This is a genomic window from Reyranella sp. (assembly GCF_044224635.1).
Lineage (GTDB): Bacteria > Pseudomonadota > Alphaproteobacteria > Reyranellales > Reyranellaceae > Reyranella.
The window spans coordinates 1-23,151 of sequence record NZ_JBGAKA010000013.1; the positions used below are offsets into that span (position 1 = coordinate 1).

The 23,151-nt window shown below is 66.6% G+C and carries 26 protein-coding genes; 16 read left to right on the plus strand and 10 right to left on the minus strand.

All coding sequences use genetic code 11. From position 1 onward, the window contains the following. Positions 1–150: 150 nt before the first annotated feature. Positions 151–939, minus strand: a complete 789-nt coding sequence (locus ACILR9_RS13800; protein WP_395710509.1) for a DUF2189 domain-containing protein — start codon at positions 937–939, stop codon at positions 151–153. Between the two features lie 119 nt (positions 940–1,058). Between ACILR9_RS13800 and ccoN the strand changes: the two genes are divergently transcribed. The 10 genes from ccoN to ACILR9_RS13850 all read left to right on the plus strand — a co-directional run bounded on the left by ccoN (position 1,059) and on the right by ACILR9_RS13850 (position 9,500). Further along, entirely contained in the window at positions 1,059–2,525 is a 1,467-nt protein-coding gene (gene ccoN / locus ACILR9_RS13805) for a cytochrome-c oxidase, cbb3-type subunit I (RefSeq protein WP_395710510.1), read from the plus strand. Positions 2,526–2,535: 10 nt separating this feature from the next. Further along, a complete protein-coding gene (ccoO, locus tag ACILR9_RS13810) occupies positions 2,536–3,261 on the plus strand; it encodes a cytochrome-c oxidase, cbb3-type subunit II (protein WP_395710511.1) in 726 nt (241 codons plus the stop codon). A gap of 11 nt (positions 3,262–3,272) precedes the next feature. Continuing rightward, entirely contained in the window at positions 3,273–3,422 is a 150-nt protein-coding gene (locus tag ACILR9_RS13815) for a cbb3-type cytochrome oxidase subunit 3 (protein WP_395710512.1), read from the plus strand. A 9-nt stretch (positions 3,423–3,431) separates the two neighbouring features. Next, positions 3,432–4,292 (plus strand): cytochrome-c oxidase, cbb3-type subunit III, encoded by an 861-nt coding sequence (ccoP, locus tag ACILR9_RS13820; protein ID WP_395710513.1) that lies wholly within the window; start codon positions 3,432–3,434, stop codon positions 4,290–4,292. Positions 4,293–4,322: 30 nt separating this feature from the next. Continuing rightward, entirely contained in the window at positions 4,323–5,780 is a 1,458-nt protein-coding gene (ccoG, locus tag ACILR9_RS13825) for a cytochrome c oxidase accessory protein CcoG (protein WP_395710644.1), read from the plus strand. 10 nt (positions 5,781–5,790) lie between these two features. Further along, a complete protein-coding gene (locus tag ACILR9_RS13830) occupies positions 5,791–6,267 on the plus strand; it encodes a FixH family protein (RefSeq protein ID WP_395710514.1) in 477 nt (158 codons plus the stop codon). Continuing rightward, entirely contained in the window at positions 6,264–8,630 is a 2,367-nt protein-coding gene (locus ACILR9_RS13835; RefSeq protein ID WP_395710515.1) for a copper-translocating P-type ATPase, read from the plus strand. Before ACILR9_RS13830 ends, ACILR9_RS13835 begins: the two co-directional genes overlap by 4 nt. After that, positions 8,630–8,770 carry a cbb3-type cytochrome oxidase assembly protein CcoS gene (gene ccoS / locus ACILR9_RS13840; RefSeq protein WP_395710516.1) on the plus strand — a complete coding sequence of 47 codons (141 nt, stop codon included), beginning with the start codon at positions 8,630–8,632 and terminating at the stop codon, positions 8,768–8,770. The genes ACILR9_RS13835 and ccoS overlap by 1 nt, the downstream gene beginning before the upstream one ends. Positions 8,771–8,780: 10 nt before the next feature. Then, entirely contained in the window at positions 8,781–8,960 is a 180-nt protein-coding gene (locus ACILR9_RS13845; RefSeq protein ID WP_395710517.1) for a hypothetical protein, read from the plus strand. Between the two features lie 162 nt (positions 8,961–9,122). Beyond that, entirely contained in the window at positions 9,123–9,500 is a 378-nt protein-coding gene (locus tag ACILR9_RS13850) for a hypothetical protein (RefSeq protein ID WP_395710518.1), read from the plus strand. Positions 9,501–9,521: 21 nt separating this feature from the next. Here the strand turns inward: ACILR9_RS13850 and ACILR9_RS13855 are convergent, their stop codons facing one another. Then, complete coding sequence (locus tag ACILR9_RS13855) at positions 9,522–9,719, minus strand: hypothetical protein (protein WP_395710519.1); 198 nt, start codon at positions 9,717–9,719, stop codon at positions 9,522–9,524. Positions 9,720–9,892: 173 nt separating this feature from the next. Between ACILR9_RS13855 and ACILR9_RS13860 the strand changes: the two genes are divergently transcribed. Next, on the plus strand, positions 9,893–11,212 hold the full coding sequence (locus ACILR9_RS13860) for an LLM class flavin-dependent oxidoreductase (RefSeq protein ID WP_395710520.1): 1,320 nt from the start codon (positions 9,893–9,895) through the stop codon (positions 11,210–11,212). Between the two features lie 170 nt (positions 11,213–11,382). Beyond that, positions 11,383–12,420 carry an LLM class F420-dependent oxidoreductase gene (locus ACILR9_RS13865; protein ID WP_395710521.1) on the plus strand — a complete coding sequence of 346 codons (1,038 nt, stop codon included), beginning with the start codon at positions 11,383–11,385 and terminating at the stop codon, positions 12,418–12,420. Between the two features lie 30 nt (positions 12,421–12,450). Here the strand turns inward: ACILR9_RS13865 and ACILR9_RS13870 are convergent, their stop codons facing one another. Beyond that, a complete protein-coding gene (locus tag ACILR9_RS13870; RefSeq protein WP_395710522.1) occupies positions 12,451–14,817 on the minus strand; it encodes a peptidoglycan-binding protein in 2,367 nt (788 codons plus the stop codon). Between the two features lie 316 nt (positions 14,818–15,133). Between ACILR9_RS13870 and ACILR9_RS13875 the strand changes: the two genes are divergently transcribed. Beyond that, positions 15,134–15,256 (plus strand): helix-turn-helix domain-containing protein, encoded by a 123-nt coding sequence (locus ACILR9_RS13875; protein ID WP_395710523.1) that lies wholly within the window; start codon positions 15,134–15,136, stop codon positions 15,254–15,256. A gap of 36 nt (positions 15,257–15,292) precedes the next feature. Here the strand turns inward: ACILR9_RS13875 and ACILR9_RS13880 are convergent, their stop codons facing one another. The 7 genes from ACILR9_RS13880 to ACILR9_RS13910 form a co-directional block, all read right to left on the minus strand. Continuing rightward, positions 15,293–17,032: an adenylate/guanylate cyclase domain-containing protein gene (locus ACILR9_RS13880; protein WP_395710524.1), complete on the minus strand. Its 1,740-nt coding sequence runs from the start codon at positions 17,030–17,032 to the stop codon at positions 15,293–15,295. Between the two features lie 84 nt (positions 17,033–17,116). Continuing rightward, positions 17,117–18,070, minus strand: a complete 954-nt coding sequence (locus ACILR9_RS13885) for an LLM class F420-dependent oxidoreductase (RefSeq protein WP_395710525.1) — start codon at positions 18,068–18,070, stop codon at positions 17,117–17,119. 26 nt (positions 18,071–18,096) lie between these two features. Beyond that, positions 18,097–18,399, minus strand: coding sequence for a 2Fe-2S iron-sulfur cluster-binding protein (locus ACILR9_RS13890; protein ID WP_395710526.1), 303 nt, complete (start codon positions 18,397–18,399; stop codon positions 18,097–18,099). Then, on the minus strand, positions 18,396–18,995 hold the full coding sequence (locus ACILR9_RS13895) for a hypothetical protein (protein WP_395710527.1): 600 nt from the start codon (positions 18,993–18,995) through the stop codon (positions 18,396–18,398). The genes ACILR9_RS13890 and ACILR9_RS13895 overlap by 4 nt, the downstream gene beginning before the upstream one ends. Before the next feature lie 88 nt (positions 18,996–19,083). Continuing rightward, positions 19,084–19,386, minus strand: a complete 303-nt coding sequence (locus tag ACILR9_RS13900) for an AzlD family protein (protein WP_395710528.1) — start codon at positions 19,384–19,386, stop codon at positions 19,084–19,086. Then, the gene (locus ACILR9_RS13905) at positions 19,383–20,093 is read right to left on the minus strand and encodes an AzlC family ABC transporter permease (RefSeq protein ID WP_395710529.1); all 711 of its coding nucleotides are present in this window, start codon (positions 20,091–20,093) and stop codon (positions 19,383–19,385) included. The genes ACILR9_RS13900 and ACILR9_RS13905 overlap by 4 nt, the downstream gene beginning before the upstream one ends. Before the next feature lie 284 nt (positions 20,094–20,377). After that, entirely contained in the window at positions 20,378–21,247 is an 870-nt protein-coding gene (locus ACILR9_RS13910; RefSeq protein ID WP_395710530.1) for an AraC family transcriptional regulator, read from the minus strand. A gap of 77 nt (positions 21,248–21,324) precedes the next feature. Here ACILR9_RS13910 and ACILR9_RS13915 point away from each other — a divergent pair, with 77 nt between their 5' ends. From ACILR9_RS13915 to ACILR9_RS13925, 3 genes are read left to right on the plus strand one after another with little or no spacing between them, the layout of a single operon-like run. Next, positions 21,325–22,236 carry an SMP-30/gluconolactonase/LRE family protein gene (locus ACILR9_RS13915; RefSeq protein WP_395710531.1) on the plus strand — a complete coding sequence of 304 codons (912 nt, stop codon included), beginning with the start codon at positions 21,325–21,327 and terminating at the stop codon, positions 22,234–22,236. A 33-nt stretch (positions 22,237–22,269) separates the two neighbouring features. Then, entirely contained in the window at positions 22,270–22,644 is a 375-nt protein-coding gene (locus ACILR9_RS13920; RefSeq protein ID WP_395710532.1) for a nuclear transport factor 2 family protein, read from the plus strand. Positions 22,645–22,654: 10 nt separating this feature from the next. Next, positions 22,655–23,119, plus strand: coding sequence for a nitroreductase family deazaflavin-dependent oxidoreductase (locus ACILR9_RS13925; RefSeq protein ID WP_395710533.1), 465 nt, complete (start codon positions 22,655–22,657; stop codon positions 23,117–23,119). Positions 23,120–23,151 lie beyond the last annotated feature (32 nt).

The following is a 23,151-nucleotide window of genomic DNA, read 5'->3' on the forward strand; positions in this document are numbered from 1 at the left end:
GCGGATGGACCGGATACCAAAGTGACAAATCAAATGGCCCCATCACTATGCGCGACGGACTCGAACGCTTCTACGCTATCGCTGATGGTTACCATCTCGCAGCGCAACATCTGTGCTCAAGTTAGGCTTCGCTGGGGAGGAGGATGAGGATCACGCTTCACCAAACTGCACGATGTCGCGGTAGGCGTGCCAGGTGGCATGGGCGATGACCGGCAGCACGATCACCAGGCCGAGCAGCCCGGGCACCATGGCCATGGTCACCAGCACGACGATCAGTCCGGCCCACAGCAGCATCGGCCGTATGTTCAGGCGCACGGCGGCGACCGACGCCGCGATCGCCTCGAACAGGTTCGATTGGCGCCGGTCGAGCAGGTAGGGCATCGAGAACGCCCCGACGACGAACGCGACGGCGGCCAGCACCGCCCCGATGGCGATGCCGATCGCCAGGAACGGCAGGCTGCGCGCCGAATACCAGGCCAAATCCATGAAGCGATCCCATGACGGCACGGTCTGCCAGCCGAAGAAGGCGAACAGGAGTTGCGCCACCCGCATCCAGGCCAGGTGGAGCAACAGCAGCAGAAGACCCATCAAGGCGATCTGATCGGGATTGCGGCGCCACGCTCCAAACATCGCGCTTGCGTCAATGGCCAATCCGCCTTCGATTCGCCGGCTGATCTCGTACAGGCCGACGGCCATGAACGGACCGATGAAGAAGAAGCCGGCGCTGAGCGGCAGCACGAGATAGGGCAGGTCGCCCCATAGCAGCAGGGCGACGGCCAGCCAACCGGCGAGGACCGACAGGCTGCCGAAGCACAGGCTGAGGGCCGGCTCGGACCAGAGGTCGCTCCAGCCGGCCGCGAGCCATGTCCACGGCCGATCGATCGCAACTCTCCTGATGCGCGGCGGCGGGCCGGCAAACACGGCAACGGTCTCGCTCATGGTCGTCTTCTCCCAGGTCGTGCGAATTCAAACCCGCCGGAGACCGGCGGCCTTGACGCAAATCAAGGGCTCTCGCTCCGCCGCTTCCTATGGTGACCAAACCAGTGTGCGGAGAAAGCATGTCCAGCCAAGCCGTCGCGATAGCCGTTGCCCGGCCACAACCACGATACGTCGAAGACGTCATTCGCGCCGCGGTCGTGCTTACCATGTTCTGGGGCGTCGTCGCCTTCCTGGCCGGCGTCGTGATCGCAGCCCAACTGGTGTGGCCGCAGCTCAGCTTCGACAGCGAGCATCTCACCTTCGGCCGGCTGCGCCCCTTGCACACCTCGGCAGCCATCTTCGCCTTCGGCGGCACGGCGCTGATCGGCACTGCCTTCCATGTCGTGCAACGCACCTGCCGCGCCCGCCTGTTCGGCGGCGCGCCGCTCGGCTGGTTCGTGCTGCTCGGTTATCAGCTCTTCATCGTCGCCGCCGCCGCCGGCTATCTGATGGGCGTCACCCAAAGCAAGGAGTACGCCGAGCCCGAATGGTTCGTCGATGTGTGGCTGACCGTGGTCTGGGTGGCCTACCTGATCGCCTATCTCGGCACCGTGCTGAAGCGCGAGGAGCCGCACATCTACGTCGCCAACTGGTTCTACCTCGCCTTCATCATCACCATCGCCATGCTGCACATCGTCAACAATCTGGCGATGCCGGTGTCGATCGTCGGCAGCAAGAGCTACGTCGCCTGGGCCGGCGTGCAGGATGCGATGATCCAGTGGTGGTATGGCCACAACGCGGTCGGCTTCTTCCTGACCGCCGCCTTTCTCGGCATGATGTACTATTACATCCCCAAGGCGGCGAACCGGCCGATCTATTCCTACCGGCTGTCGATCGTCCATTTCTGGTCGCTGGTGTTCCTCTACATCTGGGCCGGGCCGCATCACCTGCACTACACGTCCCTGCCCGACTGGGCGCAGACGCTCGGCATGGTGTTCTCGGTGATGCTGTGGATGCCGAGCTGGGGCGGCATGATCAACGGCCTGATGACCCTGTCGGGCGCATGGGACAAGCTGCGCACCGATCCAGGCCTGCGCTTCTCGGTGACCGCCGTCGGCTTCTACGGCATGGCGACCTTCGAGGGTCCCGTCATGTCGATCAAGGCGGTGAACTCGCTCAGCCACTACACCGACTGGACGATCGGCCATGTCCATTCCGGCGCGCTGGGCTGGGTCGCCTTCATCGTCTTCGGCACCCTCTACTATCTCGTGCCGCGCCTGTGGAACCGGCCCGGCATGTGGTCGACACGCCTGATGGGCTGGCACTACTGGATCGCCACCATCGGCATCGTCCTCTACATCACCGCAATGTGGGTGAGCGGCATCATGCAGGGCCTGATGTGGCGCGCCTACGACGAGCTGGGCTTCCTGCAATACTCGTTCATCGAGACGGTCGCCGCGATGAAGCCGTTCTACGCGATCCGACTGCTGGGCGGCGTGTTCTTCCTGAGTGGCGGCCTGATCATGGCCTACAACATGTGGCGCACGATCCGCGGCAAGCCCGCGGCCGTCTCCGCCGCCCAACCGGCTACCGCGCTGACAGCCTAGGAGACGAGCTGTGTTTCTGCGTCACGAGACGATCGAGAAGAACGTCATCCTCATGGTGGTCCTGACCCTGATCACCGTGTCGATCGGCGGCATCGTGCAGATCATTCCGCTGTTCACCATCGAATCGACCATCGAGCGGGTCGACGGGGTCAGGCCCTACTCGCCGCTCGAGGTGCTGGGCCGCAACATCTACATCCGCGAGGGCTGCTACACCTGCCACAGCCAGCAGATCCGGCCGTTCAAGGACGAGGTCGAGCGCTACGGCCCCTACAGCCTCGCCGCCGAGAGCATGTTCGACAAGCCCTTCCAGTGGGGTTCCAAACGCACCGGTCCCGACCTGTCGCGGGTCGGCGGCCGCTATTCCAACGACTGGCACGTCGCCCATCTCGTCTCGCCGCGCGCCGTCGTGCCCGAAAGCATCATGCCGGCCTATCCCGCGCTGTCGACGCGCCGGCTCGACTATGCGGACGTCGCCCGTCATCTCGAGGCGCTGCGCGCCGTCGGCGTGCCCTACAGCGACGCGATGATCGCCAACGCGCGCGCCGATCTGGTGACGCAGGCCAGCCCCGATGCCGATCCGACGGCCTTGCTGGAGCGCTATCCGCGCGCCGTCGTCGGCAAGTTCGACAGCCAGTCGGAATCGATCACCGAGATGGATGCCCTGATCGCCTACCTCCAGATGCTGGGCACGCTGGTGCGCTTTTCCGACCTGCCGCCCGAGCGGCTGCGGCAATAGGAGAAATCACGATGAGTCTCGAGTCGTTCAATCAGATCGCCACGTCGGTCTGGACCGTGTGGGCGGTCCTGGTCTTCACCGGAATCGTGTCATGGGCCTTGCGGCCGGCCAATCGCCGCCGCTTCGAGCAGGATTCCCGCATCCCGCTCGACGACGAGTAGGAGACCAACATGCCGACGAAGATCGACAAGGACTCGCTGTCGGGCCGCGACACGACCGGCCACGAATGGGACGGCGTCAAGGAGCTCAACACGCCCCTGCCGACCTGGTGGGTCTACACCTTCTACGCGACCATCGCGTTCGCCGTGGTCTACTGCGCGCTCTATCCATCGTGGCCGTGGGTCAACAGCCACACCACTGGCTGGCTGGCTTATTCGAGCCGCGCCGAGCTCACGCACGAGCTCGCGGCCCAGACCAAGGCCCGTGCGATGTTCGTCGATCGCATCCGCACGACGCCGCTCGCCGACGTCGCCAAGGATCCCGAGCTGTTCAAGTTCGCGCTGGCGGGCGGGCGCTCGGCCTTCCAGACCAACTGCCTGCAATGCCATGGCGCGGGCGGCGCCGGCAGCACCGGCTTCCCCAACCTGGTCGACGACGACTGGCTGTGGGGCGGCAGCCTGCAGCAGATCTACGCCACCATCGAGCACGGCATCCGCAATGCCGACGACAAGTCACGTCAATCCCTGATGCCGCGCTTCGGCGTCGACGGCCTGCTGACCGGCGCGCAGGTCGCTGCCGTGACCGACTATGTGCTGAGCCTGTCGGGCAAGGGCACGGCCACGCCGGAAGGCGCGGCGATCTTCCGCGAGCAGTGCGCGGCCTGCCACCAGGCCGACGGCAAGGGAAACCAGGAGCTGGGCGCGCCCAACCTGGCCGATGGCCTATGGCTCTACGGCGGCGATCGCGAGTCGGTCTATCGCTCCATCTTCTATGCTCGCAACGGCAGCATGCCCGCCTGGAGCGGACGTCTCGACGAGGCGACGCTGAAGATGCTGGCGATCTACGTCCACGCGCTGGGCGGCGGACGCTAGACATTCGGTGGGCCTGTCATGGATGTACGCCTGCACGATGACGATGCGGTCTCGCTGCGCCAGCAGAAGGCGGAGCTGCCGCTCTATGTATCGCGCATCAAGGTCTATCCGCGCGCCGTCGGCGGCAAGTGGCGGCGCATCAAATGGTCCGTGCTCGTCCTGCTGCTCGGCCTCTACTATGCCGTGCCCTGGCTGCGTTGGGATCGCGGTCCCGGCGTCCCCGGCCAGGCGATCCTGATCGATCTCGACGGACGGCGCGGCTGGTTCTTCGATGTCGTCATCTGGCCGCAAGAGATCTATTTCGTCACCGGTATCCTGATCCTCGCGGCGTTTGGGCTTTTCCTGGCGACATCCCTGTTCGGCCGGGTGTGGTGCGGCTTCACCTGTCCGCAGACGGTATGGACCGACCTTTTCATGCTGGTCGAGCGCCTGATCGAGGGCGACCGCAACCAGCGCATGCGGCTCGATCGGGCGCCCCTGACGGCAGGCAAAGCCATCCGCAAGACCGTGAAGCATGCATCCTGGCTGATCATCGCCGCGGCAACGGGCGGCGCCTGGGTCTTCTACTTCGTCGACGCGCCGAGCACGCTGGCCAAGCTGTTCAGCGGCACTGCCTCGCTCGAGGTGTATTTCTGCGTCGGCCTGCTGACGGTCACGACCTACACCCTGGCCGGCTGGGCGCGCGAGCAGGTCTGCACCTACATGTGCCCGTGGCCGCGCTTCCAGGCGGCGATGCTCGACGAGCAGAGCCTGATCGTCACTTATCAGAAATGGCGCGGTGAGCCGCGCGGCAAGCACAAGGCCGGCCAGAGCTGGGACAATCGCGGCGACTGCGTCGATTGCAGCCTGTGCGTCGCCGTCTGCCCGACCGGCATCGACATCCGCGACGGCCAGCAGATCGAATGCATCGGCTGCAGCCTGTGCGTCGATGCCTGCACCCAGACCATGGAAAAGGTCGGCCGCCCCGCCGGGCTCATTCGCTGGGATACGCTGGCCAGCCAGCAGGCAAAGGAGAAAGGTCTCCCGGGCGCACGGTGGAAGCCCGTGCGCCCGCGCACCCTGCTCTATGGATTGCTGCTTGGCGTCGTCGCGGCGGTCATGCTGGGCGCCTTCCTCCTGCGCACCGAGACCGAGCTCACCGTGCAGCGCGACCGCAGCCCCAACTTCGTCCGACTGTCGAACGGCGACATCCGCAATTCCTATACCGTCAAGATCCTGAACAAGCGCCAGGACGAGCAGCGTTTCACGTTGGCGGTGGCCGGCCTGCCCGCCGCGCGGCTCGGCTTCGTCGGCGCGGAGATCGAAGGCGATGCGGCGGCTCCGCGCCTGCTTGTCCATGCCGACAGCGTCGGCACGTTCCGAATCTTCGTCACACTGCCGCCGACGGCGGCGCCGGCCGGTTCGCGGGCCCTGGAATTCTCGGTAATCGGCGCCGACGGCCGTCGGCGCGCCTCGCATGACGCCGTCTTCGTCGGCCCGGATCGCTAGGGAGAACGCCATGACCACCGTTTCAACCGCCCGCGATCGTCACGTACCCTGGCTTTTCGTCGGCGGTTTCGCCGTGGTGATTGCCGTCAACGCGATCATGGTGTGCCTGGCCGTCGGTTCGTTCTCCGGTCTCTACACGCCGCAGCCGCGCCAGCGCAGCCTTCACTACAACGAGGTCATTGCCCGGCAGGGCGACCGCGATGCCCTGGGCTGGCAGCTCGCGGCAAGTTGGCGACCGCAAGACAGCCGTCTCGAGATCGCGGTCGTCGATGCGCACGGCCGGCCGCTCGGCAACGCGCGCCTTCATGCCGAGCTGGTCCGACCGGTCGAGAAGCGGCCACCCCTCGTGATCGACATGATTGCCGTGGAGAACGGCCGCTACGCCGCGACCGTCGACCTGCCGGTGCGCGGGAACTGGGATCTCGATGTCGTGATCGACCACGACGGCCAGCGCTTCGCGCAGACCCGCAGGATGTTCCTGCAATGAACGAGTCCACGCTCTTTGCACCCGTGCTGAGCGCTCCGGCGAGCCGCGCCTGCGCGCATTGCGGAGAGACGCTGCGTGGAGCCCCGGAGGCCCGCTTCTGCTGTAGCGGCTGCGCCAGCGCCCACGCCATCATCGGCGCCGCCGGGCTTGGCTCGTTCTATCGTCGCCTCGAGCAGAACCGCGCCCGCCGTCCCGAGCCGACCGAGACCGACTTTACGGGCCACGTGCGCAGGCGCGGCCGCGACGAGTGCGAGCTCGAGCTGCTGGTCGACGGCCTCGATTGCGCCGCCTGCGTCTGGCTGATCGAGAGCCTGCTCGCGCGCAACCAGTCGGTCCTGAAGGCGCGCGCAAACCTCTCGACGCGGCGGCTCGCGTTGCGCTGGCGCGGGTCGGCGTCCGACGCCAACGCCCATGTCGGCCTTGTCGCCGCCCTTGGCTTCCGCCCCGTGCCCTATGACGCCACCGCCGCCGTGGCAGGCGAGGATGGCGAAGCACGCGCGCTGTTGCGCTGCCTCGGCGTGGCGGGCTTCGCCGCCGCCAACGTGATGCTGCTCTCGGTCGCGATCTGGTCGGGCCACGACGGCTCGATGGGCGATGCCACCCGCACCCTGTTCCATTGGCTGTCGGCCGCGATCGCCCTGCCCGCCGTGGCCTATGCCGGACGGCCGTTCTTCGCCTCGGCCGTGGCGGCGCTCAAGGCCGGCCGTACCAACATGGATGTGCCGATCTCGATCGGCGTGACGCTCGCCTGCATCGTCAGCCTGCACGAGGCGTGGATCGGCGGCCGGCATGCCTATTTCGATTCGGCGATCACGCTGCTCTTCTTCCTGCTGATCGGCCGCTATCTCGACCGGCAAGCCCGCGGCCGGGCACGTGACGCCGTCCGTTCGCTGCTGGCACTTTCCAAGGTGAACGCCCGGGTGATCGATGCCGACGGCACGATCGTCTCCCGTCGGGTCGAAGCCCTCGCGCCGGGCGACCTGTTGCTGGTCGCGGCGGGAGAACGGCTGGCGGCCGACGGCGTAGTCAGCGAGGGCCGTTCGGCGCTCGACGCCGCCCTGGTGAGCGGCGAAAGCCTGCCCCAGTCCGTCGAGCCGGGTACGTCGGTGTTCGCCGGCATGGTCAATCTCGGGGTGCCGATCCGGGTGCGGGTCACCGCCTCGGGCGATCGCACCTTGCTGGCCGAGATCGTCCGCCTGGTCGAAGCAGCCGAGCACGGGCGATCCCGCTTCGTCGCCCTCGCCGACCGGGTGGCACGGGCCTATGCGCCGGTGGTGCACGCCGCGGCGCTGCTGACCTTCATCGGCTGGATGCTGATCGGCGATCTCGCCTGGGATCGTGCCCTGCTGATCGCCACGTCGGTGCTGATCATCACCTGTCCCTGCGCGCTCGCGCTTGCTGTGCCGGTGGTCCAGGTCGTCACCAGCACGCGCCTCCTGCGTTCCGGGGTCCTGCTGCTGTCGCCCACGGCGCTCGAGCGCTTTGCCGAGATCGATCACGTGGTGCTCGACAAGACCGGGACATTGACCCTCGGCCGACCCGAGCAGGTCGGGATCGTTCCGGTGGATGCCCTGCAAAAGGCGGCAGCGATCGCTGCCAACTCGCGCCATCCGCTGGCAAGGGCGTTGGTGCGCGCGGCGGGGGGCGCCGCACCGGCCGCCGGGGTGATCGAGCATGCCGGTCTGGGGCTCCAGCAAGGCGCCATACGACTGGGCTCGGCGGCCTTTTGCGACGTCGAGGCGGCGACCGAGGACGGCCATTCCGAAATGTGGCTCGCCGAACCGGGACGGCGGCCCGTTCGCTTCGCCTTCGCCGACCGCCTGCGGCCGGATGCGGCCGCAACGATCTCCGCCCTGCGCGAGCTCGGACTGACGGTCGAGCTGCTTTCCGGCGACCGGCGCGCAGCCGTGGCGCTGGCAGCCGGGGACAGCGGCGTGGTGGATTGGCGGGCGGAAACCCCGCCGGCCGGCAAGGTGCAGCGCCTTCGCGACCTCGCCGCCGACGGCCGGCGTGTCCTGATGGTGGGCGATGGCCTCAACGATGCGCCGGCGCTGGCGACCGCACACGCCTCGATCTCGCCTTCCAGCGCCGCCGAGGCGACCCAGAACGCTGCCGACGCGGTGTTCCAGGGCGACATGCTTCGCGCCGTGGTCGACACGCTGGTGGCGGCGCGACAGTCGGGCCGGCTTGCCCGGCAGAATCTGATCCTCGCCCTGCTCTACAATCTCCTGGCCGTGCCGCTCGCGATCGCCGGCGAGGTCACGCCGCTGATCGCCGCCATCGCCATGTCCTCTTCGTCTCTTCTGGTGATCGGCAACGCCCTGCGGCTCAGCGCGGGCCGGCCGCGCCGGACGGTGACGTGATGGACAGCCTGCTGATCCTGATACCGGCAGCCTTGCTGCTCGGCCTCACGGGACTCGCCGCCTTCCTGTGGGCGCTGCGCAACGGCCAATACGACGATCCCGCCGGCGCGGCGGGACGCATCCTGTTCGACGACGATTGAGGAGAAGCAAATGTCTCATTGGATCATGGGGATACTGGCCGCCCTGTTCGGCCTGGTGGGCCTGTTCATGGCCGGCAGCGCACGTGATTTCGGCATCCTGAGCTTCGGCCTGGCGCTGGCGCTGTTCGCGGTCCTGTTCTGCTGGTGGATGATCAAGATCGCCTACGACGAGGCCGAGGAGCGAGGCTAGGGATCGAGCTGCTTCGTCCGCCGTTACCTCTGCCCCGATCCAATACCTGCTGTATAGTGCGAGGCAGTCCGAACGCCTTCTTGACCTGCATCAACGCAAGGCAGGGGGCGCTGCCGGCACGATCGTCGGCCTGCGATACGTCGTCGTCTCTGGAGAACGCTCATGAGCCTCAAGCGCATTCGACTGGAACTCGCCCGCACGCCGGATTTTCCCAACGGCAGCTCGGACCATGGCTATGAATTCGTGGCGCCGCTCGACGCCAAGGGACATCTCGACTCCGCGGCCTGGCCCCAGGCCAAGGGGGCGTGCACCGTCCGGCGCTTCTGGAGCCGCTCGCCCGACGAGCATGGCCAGCTGATCCATCGTCGCAACGGCAGCTGGGCATTTTCCTACGAGCCCGGCGAGGACGACGACGAGCCGATCTTCCGCTTCGACAAGCACAATTTCACGGTCGGCGAGTACGTCACCGTGACCGAGCACGATGGCGTCGCACGGCCGTTCCGCGTCGTCGATGTCTCCCCCGCGCTCATCCGTACGTGAGCGCCAGTGCCGGCCGCGCCGCTATTCCGCGGCGCCCGGCTGCTGCTTGATCCAGCGCCGGTATTTCACATAGGCGAGCGCCATGCTCGCGGCGAACACGAGAAACGCGCCGCAGACCAGCACCACAAAATAAGCTTGATTCGTTGTCACCCGCCGCTCCCGCTCCTGGTTCGCGCAAGATTGGCAAATCGCGAATGCGTCAGGATTGATCTGGATCAATTGACCGCGTTGTGACGGAGAACCTTGCGCCACCATTGGGTCATGACAGCTCCGTCGCTGGTTGACGGCGACACCTCAGGCTTTTGGCCGCTTGCAGCCAAAATGCCGACCACAGCGGAGCTGGGGAGGAAGACGAGGTTGCGTGTTACCGTCCCGCGCGGGAGGATACCGCCTTGACGAAGCCGATGATGCACCTGGCGCAGTTCCTGGTGCATGGGCCGACCTATCACAGCCTGGCGATGTGGCGGCATCCGCGAACGGCCGCCGCCGGCCACGATTGGATGCAGCCCGACCTCTATCAGCACATCGCCCGCGTCTGCGAGCGCGGCAAGCTCGACATGCTGTTCTTCGCCGATCTCAACTACGTGTCCGACACCTACCGCGGCTCGCTCGCCCCTGCCCTGCGCAACGCCACCCAGGCGCCCGAGCACGACCCGATCCCGCTGCTGTCGTTCATGGCCGCCGTCACGAAGCGGATCGGCCTCGGCGCCACCTACTCGGTCAGCCATCAGCATCCGTTCCACGCGGCGCGGCTGTGGGCGACGCTCGACCATCTGACACGCGGTCGCGCGGCATGGAACGTCGTGACCACGCTCAACCACAACCAGTCGGCCAATTTCGGCGAGGAGCTGCGGCCGGTCGACGAGCGCTACGACCGGGCCGAGGAATTCGTCGAGGTCTGCCGCAAGCTGTGGGACAGCTGGGAGGCGGACGCGCTGGTCATGGATCGCGCCAAGGGCGTCTTCGCCGATCCCGACAAGGTGCACCGCATCGAGCATGTCGGCCGCTTCTTCAAGTCGCGCGGGCCGCTCAATGTCGTGCCCTCGCCGCAGCGCGGACCTGCCATCCTGCAGGCCGGCACGTCGGGCAAGGGACGTTCCTTCGCTGCCCGCCACGCCGACGCGATCTTCGCCATCCAGCCCAACCTGGCCGGCGCCAAGGCCTACTACGACGATATCAAGCGCGGCGTCGCCGAAGCCGGCCGCCCGGTCGCGGCCTGCAAGATCCTGTTCGGTATCCAGCCGATCATCGGCAGCTCGCGCGCCGAGGCCGAGGACAGGCAGGCCGAGCACAATGCGCTCGTTCCCCTCGAAGGCGGGCTCGCAATCCTGTCCGGCCATCTCGATTTCGACCTGTCGCAGCTGCCGCTCGACACGATCATGGCGCATCGCGCCGAGCCCAAGCTGCAGCGCATGCAGACGCGCTATCGCACCATGACGGGCGAGCTGCTGACCCTGCGCCAGGTGGCGCAGAACCACGGCCAGAGCGTCGGGTTGCCGCAGATGGTCGGCACACCGACCGACATCGCCGACCAGCTCGAAGCCTATTTCGACGCCGTCGGGGGCGACGGCTTCATGCTGTCGCCGATCTACTGTCCTGGTGCGATTGAGGAATTCGTCGATCTCGTCGTGCCGGAGTTGCAGCGCCGCGGCCGTTTCAGGCGTGAGTACGCCGGAACGACGCAGCGCGACCATCTCCTGCAGGATTCGTGATCCGCACCCGGACGAAGACAAGGCTCCCTCGCTGCGCTCGGGATGACACTATTACTGACATTCTGAGTAATGGTGTCATCCCGAGCGCAGCGGGGGGACCTTTCCTTTCATCCGTCGGTGGTCCAGAAGATCATCGTCAACGAGCTCACGAATTCGCAGGAGAAAACGCAATGAAACTGGGCCTCGCCATCGGCTACTCCCGCGCTCATCTCGACATCCCGGTGAAGCTGGTGCAGCGCGCCGAGGAGCTCGGCTACGATTCGGTGTGGACGGCGGAGGCCTATGGCTCGGACGCGGTGACGCCGCTGGCGTTTCTGGCGGCGCACACCAGCCGCATCAAGCTCGGCACCGGGATCATGCAGCTTGCCGCACGCACGCCGGCCAACGCCGCCATGTCGGCGGCGACCGTCGACGCCATGGCGGGTGGCAGCCGCTTCATCGCCGGGCTCGGCGTGTCCGGTCCGCAGATCGTCGAGGGCTGGTACGGCCAGCCGTGGGGCAAGCCCTATTGGCGCATGCGCGACTACGTGGCGATCATGCGCAAGATCTTCGCCCGCGAGGCGCCGGTGACCCACGACGGCCGCGAGATCGCACTGCCCTATATTGGGCCCGGCTCGGTCGGGCTGGCCAAGCCGTTGAAGTCGATCCTGCACATGAACCCCGACATCCCGATCTACCTGGCCACGGGCAACGAATCGACCGTCAAGCTCACCGCCGAGATCGCCGACGGCTGGCTGCCGATGGGTTTCGTGCCGGGCGCGATGGAGGAGTTCCGGCCGTGGCTCGAAGAGGGCTTCCGCCGAGCCGGCAACGGCAAGAGCCTCAAGGATTTCGCGATCCAGGCCTCCGTGCATGTCGAGGTCGACAACGACGTCAAGGCGGCGCTCGCGCGGCTCAAGCCCGAGGTGGCGCTCTATGTCGGCGGCATGGGCCACAAGACGAAGAACTTCCACAACGACATCATGGTGCGCCGCGGCTTCGGCGACGCCGCCCAGCGCATCCAGGAGCTCTACCTGGCAGGCCGCAAGGACGAGGCCATCGCCGCCGTCCCCGACGAATGGGTCGACCTCAAGTCTCTGGTCGGACCGGCCGCCCGCATCAGGGAGCGCTATCGCGCCTGGGAGGATTGCGGCGCCGACTCGCTCAGCGTGCGCTCGCGCCAGCCCGAGGCGATCGAGGTCATGGCGCAGGCGGCGCGGCTGAACTGAGCCGCGCGAGTGTGGCGAGGGTGCGGCCGTTCAAGGCCGCGACAGGCTCAGCCTGCACTCGCGAGTGCCGACCCCCTGCTCTCTTCCCGCCGCGCTGATGCCTGCGCCGTCATAGTGGCCCGACAAGGTCCCCTGGTGGGCCCGCCCTATGCCATAGCTGCGCGTGACACTTACGGAATTGCCACTGACGACCAGACGAATCTCCAACGTGCCGGCGACGGGCATCGCCCAGGACTGCGTGCCCTTCCAGATCGCGGAGCCGTTCGAAACACGGAGCTCGAGTGGTATCGTGAAAGGCGGAGAGATATTCGAAGCAGCGCCGCAGGTATAGGCACCCCGCCACAATCCGTCGGATGAAGCCGCGGAAGGGGTTGCGGCCGCCGGCAACGCTGCGACGACCGGCAAAGCGGCGACGATCGGTGTAGCGGCGACGACCGGTGAAGCTTTGGCCGCCAACCGGGCGTTGAACGAACTCCGTCCTGAACGAAAATTGAGAGCAATCTCCTTGCCTTGGTATTCACCCGTGATCTTGAAATCGCCGGCGAAGATGGTGTTCCCGATGCTCCCGTTAGTCACGATGCAGTTGAAGTATACCTCGCCGTTGATTGCACCCAACGATGATACCGACACGATGAACCGGCTCTGGCTACAACCTGGAGTCACGAGCGCGCCGACACCGCGGCCGTTCGCCATCTGAAGGGATACCTGCAGCCGCGCGACACTGGGGCCGGTATAAACATCCCCTTGATAAGAACCGCCCTCCAGGACAGCGACAGCATTGCCGGCGGGAGAAGGGGACGCCAAGGGTGCGGAGGGTGGCACCGATAGCGACACGGCGACAACCGAGGGCGTCCTTGCCTCCTCCTCTGCATTTTTCTGTTCGTCGTATTTCGCGACCGCCGACGCCCCTTCCCTCAGCAGTGTCCGCTGCTGCTGAGCGGTCAAGAAGCCGGTTGGTCCGAGGCGACGCGCCTTCTGCCACGCCGCGATCATCTCGCGCGAGCGCGGCCCGAAGACGCCATCGCTGCCGCGCGTGTCGAAGCCGAGCGACGTCAGCGCAGCCTGCAGGCGCGCACGAGAGGTCTGGTCGAGGCTCAGCACTCTTTCGGCGACTTCCGCCTCTTCCTTCTGCCTGGCCAATGTCGCGCCTGGCGCCTCTTCCGAGGCCCGCCGCAGCGCTACCTGCTCCGCATCGGCTTTCCGCTGCGCCTCGCGTTCTGCTTCCTGCCGCTCGGACCGAGCCTTGGCCAGCGCCTCGTCTGCCTGGCGCTCGATCTCCGCATCGGCCACCGCTTTCTGCTTCGCCGTCTCTTCGGCCTGGCGCAGGCCGGCGGCCTCGTCCTCGGCCTTGCGCTGCGCGGCTTCCTCAGCCGCCAGACTTGGCGCGGTCTCCACCTGCTCACCCTGGCTGGTGTCGGACTTGCGACGAAGCTCGAGGTCGGCCCGGAGCTTTGCCAGATCGTCCTCGGCCTTCTGCCGCGCCTGGCGGGCGCGTTCGAGCTCTGCCGCGGCCTGCCGCGTGGCCTCGGCTCCAACCGCGGCCTTCTGGCGTGCTTCGCCCTCCAGCTGCCGTTTCTCGAGGGCCAAGGCGTCCGCCTTACGGCGCTCGGCCAGTGCCTGTTCGAGCTGCTCCGCCGACAGCGACAGGGCGACCGAGGAGACGGTCGCGGGCGTATTGGCCTGATAGGCAAAGTAGCCGCCAACGGCGAAAAGAAGCGCGACGCCGGTCACGGCGCCCCACAAGGCCGGCCCGCGCATGGTGAGCCGAGCGCTCAGGCCGTGTCGAGCGGCACGGGCCAGTTCCCCTGGCCAGCGCGCGATACGGACTGCCGGCGGCACGAGGACAGCGGCGTGCACCGAGGCGCCCGATCGCGGCCGGACATGGTAGATTCGCAGCGGCCGGCTGACATTTTTTGCCCGATGCTCGCCGCTATCGATGAACGCATACTCGGCGCGCAGATCCGCCGCCTCGCGCAGGACGTGCGACACGGCGATACCACCCGGCTCGGCCATGGTCTGGATACGAGCCGCGATATTCACGCCGTCGCCAAACAGGCTCCTTGTCGTCTCGTCGACGATGACCTCGCCGAGATGCAACCCGATGCGGAACATCAGCCGCTGGTCCCGCTCGAGTATCCCGTTGAACAGCGCCATGCGCTCCTGGATGTCGATTGCCGTCGCCACCGCAGCGCTCGGCGATCCGAACTCGGCCAGCACTGAGTCGCCCTCGATATTCACCACCGAGCCGCCGCTCGCCTCGATCGACGGCCGCCAGATCTCAGCCCGAACGGCCTGAAGGCGGTCGATCGTCCGCTCGTTGCCGCCCTCCATCAAGCGCACATAGCCCGCGATGTCGGCGTGAAGGATGGCGGAGAGCCTGCGGGGACGCTTTGCCATCAGGGCAACATCCCGGTCAGATTGGACCGCACATGCGGCAGCTCACGGTCAACCGTGCCTTCCGACACTTCGACAACGGAAGCGACTCGGCGCGGCAACCCCAAAGAGGCCATTGCCCGGTTGCTCCTTTCTCGGACAGTCTATTGTGAACCCCTTCACAGAACTCTTGCAACCTGTCGTGCTAAATTCTCCGGGCGAGGCTTCGCATGACATGACTCTCGGATGATACCGCGGAACAACATTCGTCTGCGCCCTTTTCGCGGCGCGCTGACGGCCATCGAGACGCAAGAACTGTTCAGGGGCGCTCTCGCCCCCAATGCTCGGCGTGTCGCGCGAGTTCGTGAGCAAGCTCCTCGCCATGTGGCGCGAATCGGGAGTTGTCGACATCGGCCGCCGCCGCCTCACCGTTGTCGACGCGCGCGCTCTAGGCGCGGACTGATGCCTCGGGAAGCAGTCCGTTACGAGGCCTTCGCTCCTACATCCCCGCCTTCACAAATCCATCGCGGAGATGCTGCAGGTCGGCGTCGTTCGCATAATGCATCATTGCCAGCAATTTCGGCGGATCCAGTTCGCGGTCGAGCTCGCGTACGCGGGCGACATGCGCCGCCGCCGCGGTGCGATCACCCAACCAGCCGTAGCACGCCGCGACGAAGGCATGCTGTTGGGCGTCCATCGCCGAAAGATGCATGAAAGCCTCGATCGCCTGGGCATATTGTCGGCCAACGAAATGGGCCTTGCCTAGATGGCTCCAGAAACGCGCCGGATGATGCGGATTCAATTTCATCGCTCTGCGAATCCACTCGACCCCTTCCTCTGATCGGCCGAGCCAGGTGAACAGCTCGCCCATCTGGACGACGACCAGGTCGTAGTTCGGATTCAAGGCCAAAGCGCGATCCTGATGAAACCGGGCGCGAGTCAAGTCGTTGCGGGTGATAGCGACGGCCGCGAGGATGCGATGCACGTCGGCGTCGTTGTCGTCGAGAGCCATCGCCTTGTCGAGCTCGAACACGACCTCGTCGAACGTCGCTTCCCTGTCCTCGCACCAGCCATAACCCCAGGCCTGCCCGAGGATGCAGCCGCGCCAGGCACGGGCATGCGCGTAGTCGGGGTCGAGCTGCAGCGCCCGGCCGATGAGCTTCTGGGCCTCGACATTGTCTTCCCGCGTGCTGCGATGATGCAGGACCTTGGCGGCCAGCACGCATTCGTAGGCCGCCAGGCTGGAAGGCTTCAGGCGAGCGAGCCGATCCTGCTGTGCTGCCTCGAGACGTCCGGGTAGCGTGGCGACGATCGATGAGGTGATCTCGTCCTGAATGGCGAACACGTCGTCGAGCTTGCGGTCGAAGCGCTCGGCCCAGACGTGGGTGTCGCTTGCCGTGTCAATCAGCTGGACGGTGATCCGCAAACGGTCGCCGGACTTGCGAACGCTGCCTTCGACGAGATAGCGCGCACCCAACTTCCGGGCGACCTCGCGCAGGTTCGCTGCCTGGCCTTTGTAGACGAAGGTCGAGGTGCGCGAGATCACGAACAGCTCGCGACGCCGGCTGAGCTCGGTCAGGATGTCCTCGGTGAGGCCGTCGGCGAAGAACTCCTGCTCGGGATCGCCGCTCATGTTGGCGAACGGCAGCACCGCGATCGACGGCTTGGTCACCGCGGCCTTGCGATCGGCCAGCGGTGAGCCGGCAGCGCTCTGCGGGACGGCTCCTTCGGTGACGACGCGATAAAGTCGCACCGGCCGGCTGATATTCTTCAGCAGCTTCTCGCCGAGATCCTCGAAGACCACGTCGAGGCGACCGTCGACCTGGCCGTGAACAGCGGCGCTGACACAGATCCCGCCGATATCGGCAAGCTGCTCGATCCGGGCGGCGATGTTGACGCCATCGCCGTAGATGTCGCCGTCCTCGAAGATGATGTCGCCAAGGTTGATGCCGATGCGAAAATCGATACGTCGATCGTCGGGAACGTCCGCGTTGCGCCGCCGCATACGCTCCTGGACCTCGACAGCACATCTGACGGCATCGGTCACGCTCTGGAACTCGACCAGCAGGCCGTCGCCGGTCGTCTTGATGATGCGCCCCTGGTTCTTGGCGATCGCAGGGTCGATCAGCTCTATGCGATGGGCCCGCAGGCGGGCCAGCGTGCCCCGCTCGTCAACCTCCATCAGTCGGCTGTAACCGACCATGTCTGCGGCAAGAACCGCCGCAAGCCTGTGCTCCATCGACACCGCTCCGCGAGCCGAGCCGACTGTACGGACGGACGGCAGAGCTGGCAACGTGTGCAGGGGTCAGCGACGTCCTGCAGGTCAGATCCGGTCGATGACCGCCGCCTTGAATCGGTGCATCTCGGCGATCATCTCGGCTGCCTTCGGGCGGCCAAAATCGATGTCGATGGCGCTGACGCCGAGGCCACGCAGGGCACGCAGGTCGGCCAGGATGTCAGCCTCGCTGCCCGAGAACAGCCGCCGGCCGCCGTCCGACGCGAGTGGCGGTATCGCACTGCCGTAGCGCTTGACGCGATAGCCGACCTGCACGGAAGCGGGATCGCGCCCGGCGGCGGCAGTGGCCTTGCGCAGCCGGCCGATGCCCGCCTCGAGGCGCGGCAGCGTATCGAGCAGGTGCTGGTTGTTGCTGCCGATCGGATACCACAGATCACCGATGCGGGCGGCGCGGCGTACCGAGGGGCCGCTCTCCCCGCCGACCCAGATCGGCGGATAGGGACGCTGCACCGGCTTGGGCTCGAGCACGATGCCGGCGAAGCTCGTGTACTTGCCGGCGAAGCGCGGCTGGGCTTCCGTCCACAGCACGCGGAAAGCGTCGATGTACTCGTCGGTCACCGCGCCGCGCTCGGCGAACGGCGTGTGGACCACGGCGTCGAACTCGGTCTTCAGCCAGCCGGCGCCGATGCCGACGACCAGCCGCCCGCCCGACAGGATGTCGAGCGTGGCCAGCATCTTGGCGGCGAGGACGGCCGGTCGATGCGGCACCACCATCACCGCGGCGACCAGCCGGATGCGGCTCGTCTTGGCGGCGATGTAGGCCATGGCGATCAGCTGCTCGTGCCGCTCGATCGGATCGGCCTCGTAGAACTCGCCGCTCTCCGAGTAGGGATAGCCGGGGACCTTGAGGTTCGGCAGCACCACATGGTCGGTCAGGGTCAGGTAGTCGAAACCCATCGCCTCGCCTGCGGCCGCGATCTCCGTCATCGTGTCGACGCCCGACAGGGGCCCGGAGTTGGGCAGGTTGAAACCGATCTGCATGATGCTCCTTGCGTAATGTGCCGAGATCAACCGCCGGTCCGCGCCATCCAACCGATCGTCACGTCGCTCCGCGGCCGGGCGCGGCAGGCCAGCGTCAACCCGGCCTGGCGCTGCGCCTCGCCCAGCGCCGCATCGGCACGCGGCAGCAACGAGACCTCGCCCGCCTCGAGCTTCGAGATGCAGGTCGCACAGTTGCCCGTGGCGCAGGCGTAGGGGTAGTCGATGCCGGCGGCGATCGCTGCCTGCAGGATGGTGCGGTCGGACGGGCAATCGATCGTCCGCTCGCTGTTGCGCACGGTGACGCGGAACACGCTCCGGGCTTCGGTCACGGCGTGACACCGGCATGGCGACGTGACGCCGTCGTGCGCACGGACATGAACTCGGGAAGGAACCAGCTCACAGAAGGAAAGCGCGTCAGGGCATAGCCGTACAGCGCCAGGCCGATCGCGGGATGCTCGCTCACCACCTCGGTGGCATGGATGTCGTGATCCGCCATCACCATGCCGCTGCCCGGCTGCACCAGCACCTCGCCCACCTTGAGGACCTCGGCACGCCCGGGCTGCCTGCCGTCATCGATGCGCCGATAGAAATCGTGCCGCTCGCGGCCCGAGATGACGGCGTTGGCGCACCAGATGCCATGGTCGTGCGGCGCCGCTTCCTTGCCGGGCAGGCTGATCGTCAGATAGAGGCCGTGACCGTCGTTGTCCTCGACCAGCAGAGGATGGGTGCGGCTCTCGGCGATCGGCATGGCGAAGTCGTTCAGCGGAAACAGTTCCGCGCGATTGGCCAGGGCGACGAGCTTCTGCTTGATGGCATGCAAGGTCGACGGATTGATGCCTTCCGTCGCGGTGATCGCATGCACCTTGTCCATCAGCGCCTGGCAGGCGCGGGCACGCCTGCCGGCTGTGTCCGATCGTTTCGCCATGGGATGTCCTCCTGGTGGCGGCGAGCGCACACGTTAGAGGCGTGACCGCTCCCGTCAACCGGCTCGCTCAAGGCATCGACAGGGTCGCTCACAACAGGGGGGCAAGGGCGCGCAAGCCACCGGCCGAGACAACTCCCACGACGACGACGGCGATCAGCGGCGACCGCCAGGCGACAATCAGCGTGATCAAGGCCGCCACGGTCTCGGGCCAGCCGGTCGCCAGCACGGCCGGTGCGATGATGGAGGCAAGGACGGCCACCGGCATCGCCTCGAATGCGGCCTTGAGGCGACCGCGTCGCGCGAAGCCCGCCGGCACGATCAGGCCGGCGAACCGGGTGGCAACGGTCGCAAGCGACATCGCGACGATCGCAGCCAGGGTCTCCGGGCTCATTGCGTTGCCTCGGCCGGATCGACCGCAAGGGCTGCGGCAAGGATACCGGCCGCCGCACCGGCGACAATCGACAACGGTCCTGGTTGAAGCAGGTGCACCAGGGTCGCCGCACCGGCGCTCGCCATCACGGTGACGACGAAGCCGGGACGCGACCGGAAGCCGACAATCAATCCAATGAAGATGGCGATGAAGGCAAAGTCGAAACCGTAGGCGCGCGGATCACGAATCAGGCGACCGACATAGGCGCCGGCCACGCTGGAGGCCACCCAATTGAGATAGAAGAAGCCCGACAACCCGGCATAGTACGCCGCTGTCAGTCGGCCTTTTGCGGCCCGGGCTTCCGCGAACGCCCAATTCTCGTCGGCCAGGAAGAACAGGGAGATGCAGCGCGCGCCGGGCGAGAAGGCCCCCATGTGCCTCAGGACCGAGGTGCTCATGAAAACATGGCGGAAATTGACGACGAACGTCACCAGCCCGATCAGCAGCCACGGCGCGGGCGATTGCCAGGTATCGAGCACGATGAACTGGGCGCTGCCGGCGAAGACCAAGGCTGACATCAGGCCGGTCTCCAAGGTCGACAGTCCCTTGTCGGTCGCCAGCGCACCGAGCAGGAAGGCAAATGGCGTCGCGGCTGCCATGGCCGGAAGGGTCGTGACCACGCCATCGCGGAAATCGGCGAGGATGGTCGATTCGTGCGGAGGGGGCATGGGAAGGCTGCTCGAAGGGTTTTCAAGCTCCCATTTGAGCGATCGAGAGCCGGCCGGCTTGGACAAAAGTGACGCCTGCGAGCCTCGTGGGCTGCGACAAGGCAAGGGCGCCAGTCGTGACGACACTGCTGTTCTCCCGAAGAGGGCGCTTGGCATCGCAAGCGCCGAAAGCGAGGGACCTTTCATGCTGCCCCAACGGTCCCTCGCTGCGCTCCGGATGTCACGGTACTCGTCGCTGACAGCGTGCGCCGGCCTCGAAATCTGTCGTACGCCGTCGCACGCTCTCAGTGAGCCCGGCTGCGCCGATGCCCGGCCTGGAACGCCCCAGGGGCGACGCCGACGCGCGCCTTGAAGGCCCGGTTGAGATGGCTTTGGTCATAGAACCCGCACGCTGCGGCGACCGCGGCAGGCGGCGCGCCCGTGGCGAGCATCGCTCGGGCGTGCCGGACCCGCCGGTCGGTCAGCCAGGCATGCGGCGTCAATCCCGTCTGCCGATTGAATGCCCTGATCAGCCGTGTCCGCGGAATGCCGGCGATGCCGGCCAGGGTGACGAGATCGACCATCTCGGCAAAATGCGCATCGAGGTAGTCCATGGCGCGCGAAACAGGACCGGGCTCGCCTGGCGCCGCGGTGCCCGGACCTGCGATGCGGCCGTGCCGCAACAGCAGCCGCACGAAGAACTGCAGCAGGAACTCATCGGCCTCGAGAGACTCGCCGCGCTCTTCGGCCAGGCGGTGCCCGGCAGCGAATACCCGCGCCAGCTCGGGATCTCGGACGATCGGATCGGGAAAGGACGGTGTCCCTGGCAATCGACGGCCGGCAGCGTCGGACGTCACATCCAGCAGATAGTCGGTGGTCGGGTAGGTGATCCGGTAGGCATAGCCATCGGCCGCCGGCCGGCCGTCGTGCACGACGGCAGGGCTGACCAGGCAAAGGTCGCCCGGCCCGGCGTAGCAGCGGCTGCCGTCGATCATGAAGGTCTCGCAACCGGAAATGATCGTGCCGACGACGAACGAGTCGTGCGTGTGCGGGGCATAGGCATGCTGGCGGAAGCGCGCCGACAGGCACTCCAGCGGTGCCGCCGGCGACACGCTGAAGAAGTTCGTCGCTTCGCCGGCGCCCAGCTGATCCAGGCCGAAATCGTTCCTCGACATTTGCCTCTTCTAGCACATTGACCACGGGTCCCGCCGGCGCATGATCCGTCGTCAACGAGGTTGAAGGGAGAAGACGCATGGAAGAGGTAGGCATCCTGGCGACTGGACTCGGCTTTCCCGAGGGGCCGGTCGCAATGCCCGACGGCTCGGTGATCCTGACCGAGATCCGCAACAATCGCTGCTCGCGCGTGACGCCGGACGGCAAGGTGTCGCTGTTCTCGGCGACCGGCGGCGGACCGAATGGCTTGGCGGTCGGCCCGGATGGCGCGCTTTATCTCTGCAACAACGGCGGCAGCCGTTATGTCGAGGGCGTGTCGATGGGCGTGGGTCCGCATCCGGACTACAAGTTCGGCTCGATCCAGCGTCTCGATCGCGCGACCGGCGCCGCCACCACGCTCTACACCGCATGCGACGGTCACAACCTGTCGGCCCCCAACGATCTCGTGTTCGACAAGCAGGGCGGCTTCTACTTCACCGATCTCGGCAAGCGCTATGCCCGGCATCGCGATCATGGCGGCGTCTACTACGCGCTGCCCGACGGATCGAAGATCGTGGCGCTGGCCTACCCGATGCTCAGCCCCAACGGCTGCAGCCTGTCGCCCGACGGCAAGACGCTCTACGTTGCCGATACCGAAGGTGCGCGGCTTTGGGCGTTCGATGTCGAAGGGCGCGGTGTGCTGCGCAAGCCCACGGGCCACGCACCACACAGTGGGCGTGTGATTGCGGGCTTGCCCGGGCCCGCCCGCTTCGACAGCCTCGCGGTGCTGGAGAACGGCAACATCACGGTGGCGACGCTCACCACCGGCATGATCAGCGAGATCTCGCCCGCCGGCGCGCTCATCCGCGAGGTCAAGATGCCGGACATCTATCCGACCAACATCTGCTTCGGCGGCGCCGATCGGCGCACCGCCTACATCACGCTGTCCGATTCAGGCAGGCTCGGGACGATGCAATGGCCAACGCCCGGCCTGAAGCTCAACTACGAATGACGTGGCCTTGCAACCGGGCAATGGGAGACCGATATGGCTGACAACGGACAGACAATCATCGACCTCGACAGGAAGCGCATGCAGGCAATGGCGGCCAAGGATGTCGCGACACTCGAGACCTTGCTGGCCGACGACCTGATCTATGCGCATTCCTCGGCGCGCCTCGACACCAAGCGGAGCCTCATCGATGCGATGGTGTCGGGCGCCACGGTGTACACCGGTGTCGAGCCGTCCGAGGTGAAGGCGCAGGATCTCGGCGACGCCGTGGTGCTGACCGGGATCGCCCAGATCAAGGTCACGGCCAACGGATCGCCCCTGGCTTTCGGCGTGCGCTTCACCGATGTCTACGCCAAGCGCAACGGGCGCTGGCAGATGGTAACCTGGCAGTCGACGCGGCTGCCCACGTGAGGAGACAGTCATGAGCGAAGCCAAACTCGCCCCCAACATGCCGAAATGGATGGTCGATCACGTCGACAAGTATCTCTCCAGCGGCGGCAAGGAAGGGCACATGTACACGCTGACGCCGCCCAATTCGGCGCCCATTACCGTGCCCTCCCTGCTGCTGATCACCACGGGCCGCAAGAGCGGGCAGAAATTCCTGTTCCCGCTGTTCTATGGCAAGACCGGCGACAGCTACTACATCGTCGCCTCCAAGGGCGGCGCGCCGGAACATCCGGGCTGGTACCGCAACCTCCTCGCCAATCCCGAGGTCGAGATCCAGGTCGGCACGGCCAAGATGCGGGCCAGGGCCCGCACCGCCAAGGGCGAGGAGCGTGCCCGCCTGTGGACGGACGCCGCCGTGTTCTGGCCGCCTTACATCGACTACCAGAAAAAGGCAGGCGACCGCGAGATTCCGGTGGTGGTGCTCGATCCGGTGCATTGATTCATTCTCCTCCCCAGCTTCGCTGGGGAGGT

Excerpts from the sequence above, each read along its gene's own strand:
- ACILR9_RS13800 (WP_395710509.1), bottom strand. The coding sequence starts at position 939 with ATGAGCGAGACCGTTGCCGTGTTTGCCGGCCCGCCGCCGCGCATCAGG.
- ccoN (WP_395710510.1), top strand. The coding sequence starts at position 1,059 with ATGTCCAGCCAAGCCGTCGCGATAGCCGTTGCCCGGCCACAACCACGA.
- ACILR9_RS13815 (WP_395710512.1), top strand. The coding sequence starts at position 3,273 with ATGAGTCTCGAGTCGTTCAATCAGATCGCCACGTCGGTCTGGACCGTG.
- ccoP (WP_395710513.1), top strand. The coding sequence starts at position 3,432 with ATGCCGACGAAGATCGACAAGGACTCGCTGTCGGGCCGCGACACGACC.
- ACILR9_RS13830 (WP_395710514.1), top strand. The coding sequence starts at position 5,791 with ATGACCACCGTTTCAACCGCCCGCGATCGTCACGTACCCTGGCTTTTC.
- ACILR9_RS13835 (WP_395710515.1), top strand. The coding sequence starts at position 6,264 with ATGAACGAGTCCACGCTCTTTGCACCCGTGCTGAGCGCTCCGGCGAGC.
- ccoS (WP_395710516.1), top strand. The coding sequence starts at position 8,630 with ATGGACAGCCTGCTGATCCTGATACCGGCAGCCTTGCTGCTCGGCCTC.
- ACILR9_RS13845 (WP_395710517.1), top strand. The coding sequence starts at position 8,781 with ATGTCTCATTGGATCATGGGGATACTGGCCGCCCTGTTCGGCCTGGTG.
- ACILR9_RS13850 (WP_395710518.1), top strand. The coding sequence starts at position 9,123 with ATGAGCCTCAAGCGCATTCGACTGGAACTCGCCCGCACGCCGGATTTT.
- ACILR9_RS13865 (WP_395710521.1), top strand. The coding sequence starts at position 11,383 with ATGAAACTGGGCCTCGCCATCGGCTACTCCCGCGCTCATCTCGACATC.
- ACILR9_RS13870 (WP_395710522.1), bottom strand. The coding sequence starts at position 14,817 with ATGGCAAAGCGTCCCCGCAGGCTCTCCGCCATCCTTCACGCCGACATC.
- ACILR9_RS13875 (WP_395710523.1), top strand. The coding sequence starts at position 15,134 with ATGCTCGGCGTGTCGCGCGAGTTCGTGAGCAAGCTCCTCGCCATGTGG.
- ACILR9_RS13880 (WP_395710524.1), bottom strand. The coding sequence starts at position 17,032 with ATGGAGCACAGGCTTGCGGCGGTTCTTGCCGCAGACATGGTCGGTTAC.
- ACILR9_RS13885 (WP_395710525.1), bottom strand. The coding sequence starts at position 18,070 with ATGCAGATCGGTTTCAACCTGCCCAACTCCGGGCCCCTGTCGGGCGTC.
- ACILR9_RS13895 (WP_395710527.1), bottom strand. The coding sequence starts at position 18,995 with ATGGCGAAACGATCGGACACAGCCGGCAGGCGTGCCCGCGCCTGCCAG.
- ACILR9_RS13900 (WP_395710528.1), bottom strand. The coding sequence starts at position 19,386 with ATGAGCCCGGAGACCCTGGCTGCGATCGTCGCGATGTCGCTTGCGACC.
- ACILR9_RS13905 (WP_395710529.1), bottom strand. The coding sequence starts at position 20,093 with ATGCCCCCTCCGCACGAATCGACCATCCTCGCCGATTTCCGCGATGGC.
- ACILR9_RS13910 (WP_395710530.1), bottom strand. The coding sequence starts at position 21,247 with ATGTCGAGGAACGATTTCGGCCTGGATCAGCTGGGCGCCGGCGAAGCG.
- ACILR9_RS13915 (WP_395710531.1), top strand. The coding sequence starts at position 21,325 with ATGGAAGAGGTAGGCATCCTGGCGACTGGACTCGGCTTTCCCGAGGGG.
- ACILR9_RS13920 (WP_395710532.1), top strand. The coding sequence starts at position 22,270 with ATGGCTGACAACGGACAGACAATCATCGACCTCGACAGGAAGCGCATG.
- ACILR9_RS13925 (WP_395710533.1), top strand. The coding sequence starts at position 22,655 with ATGAGCGAAGCCAAACTCGCCCCCAACATGCCGAAATGGATGGTCGAT.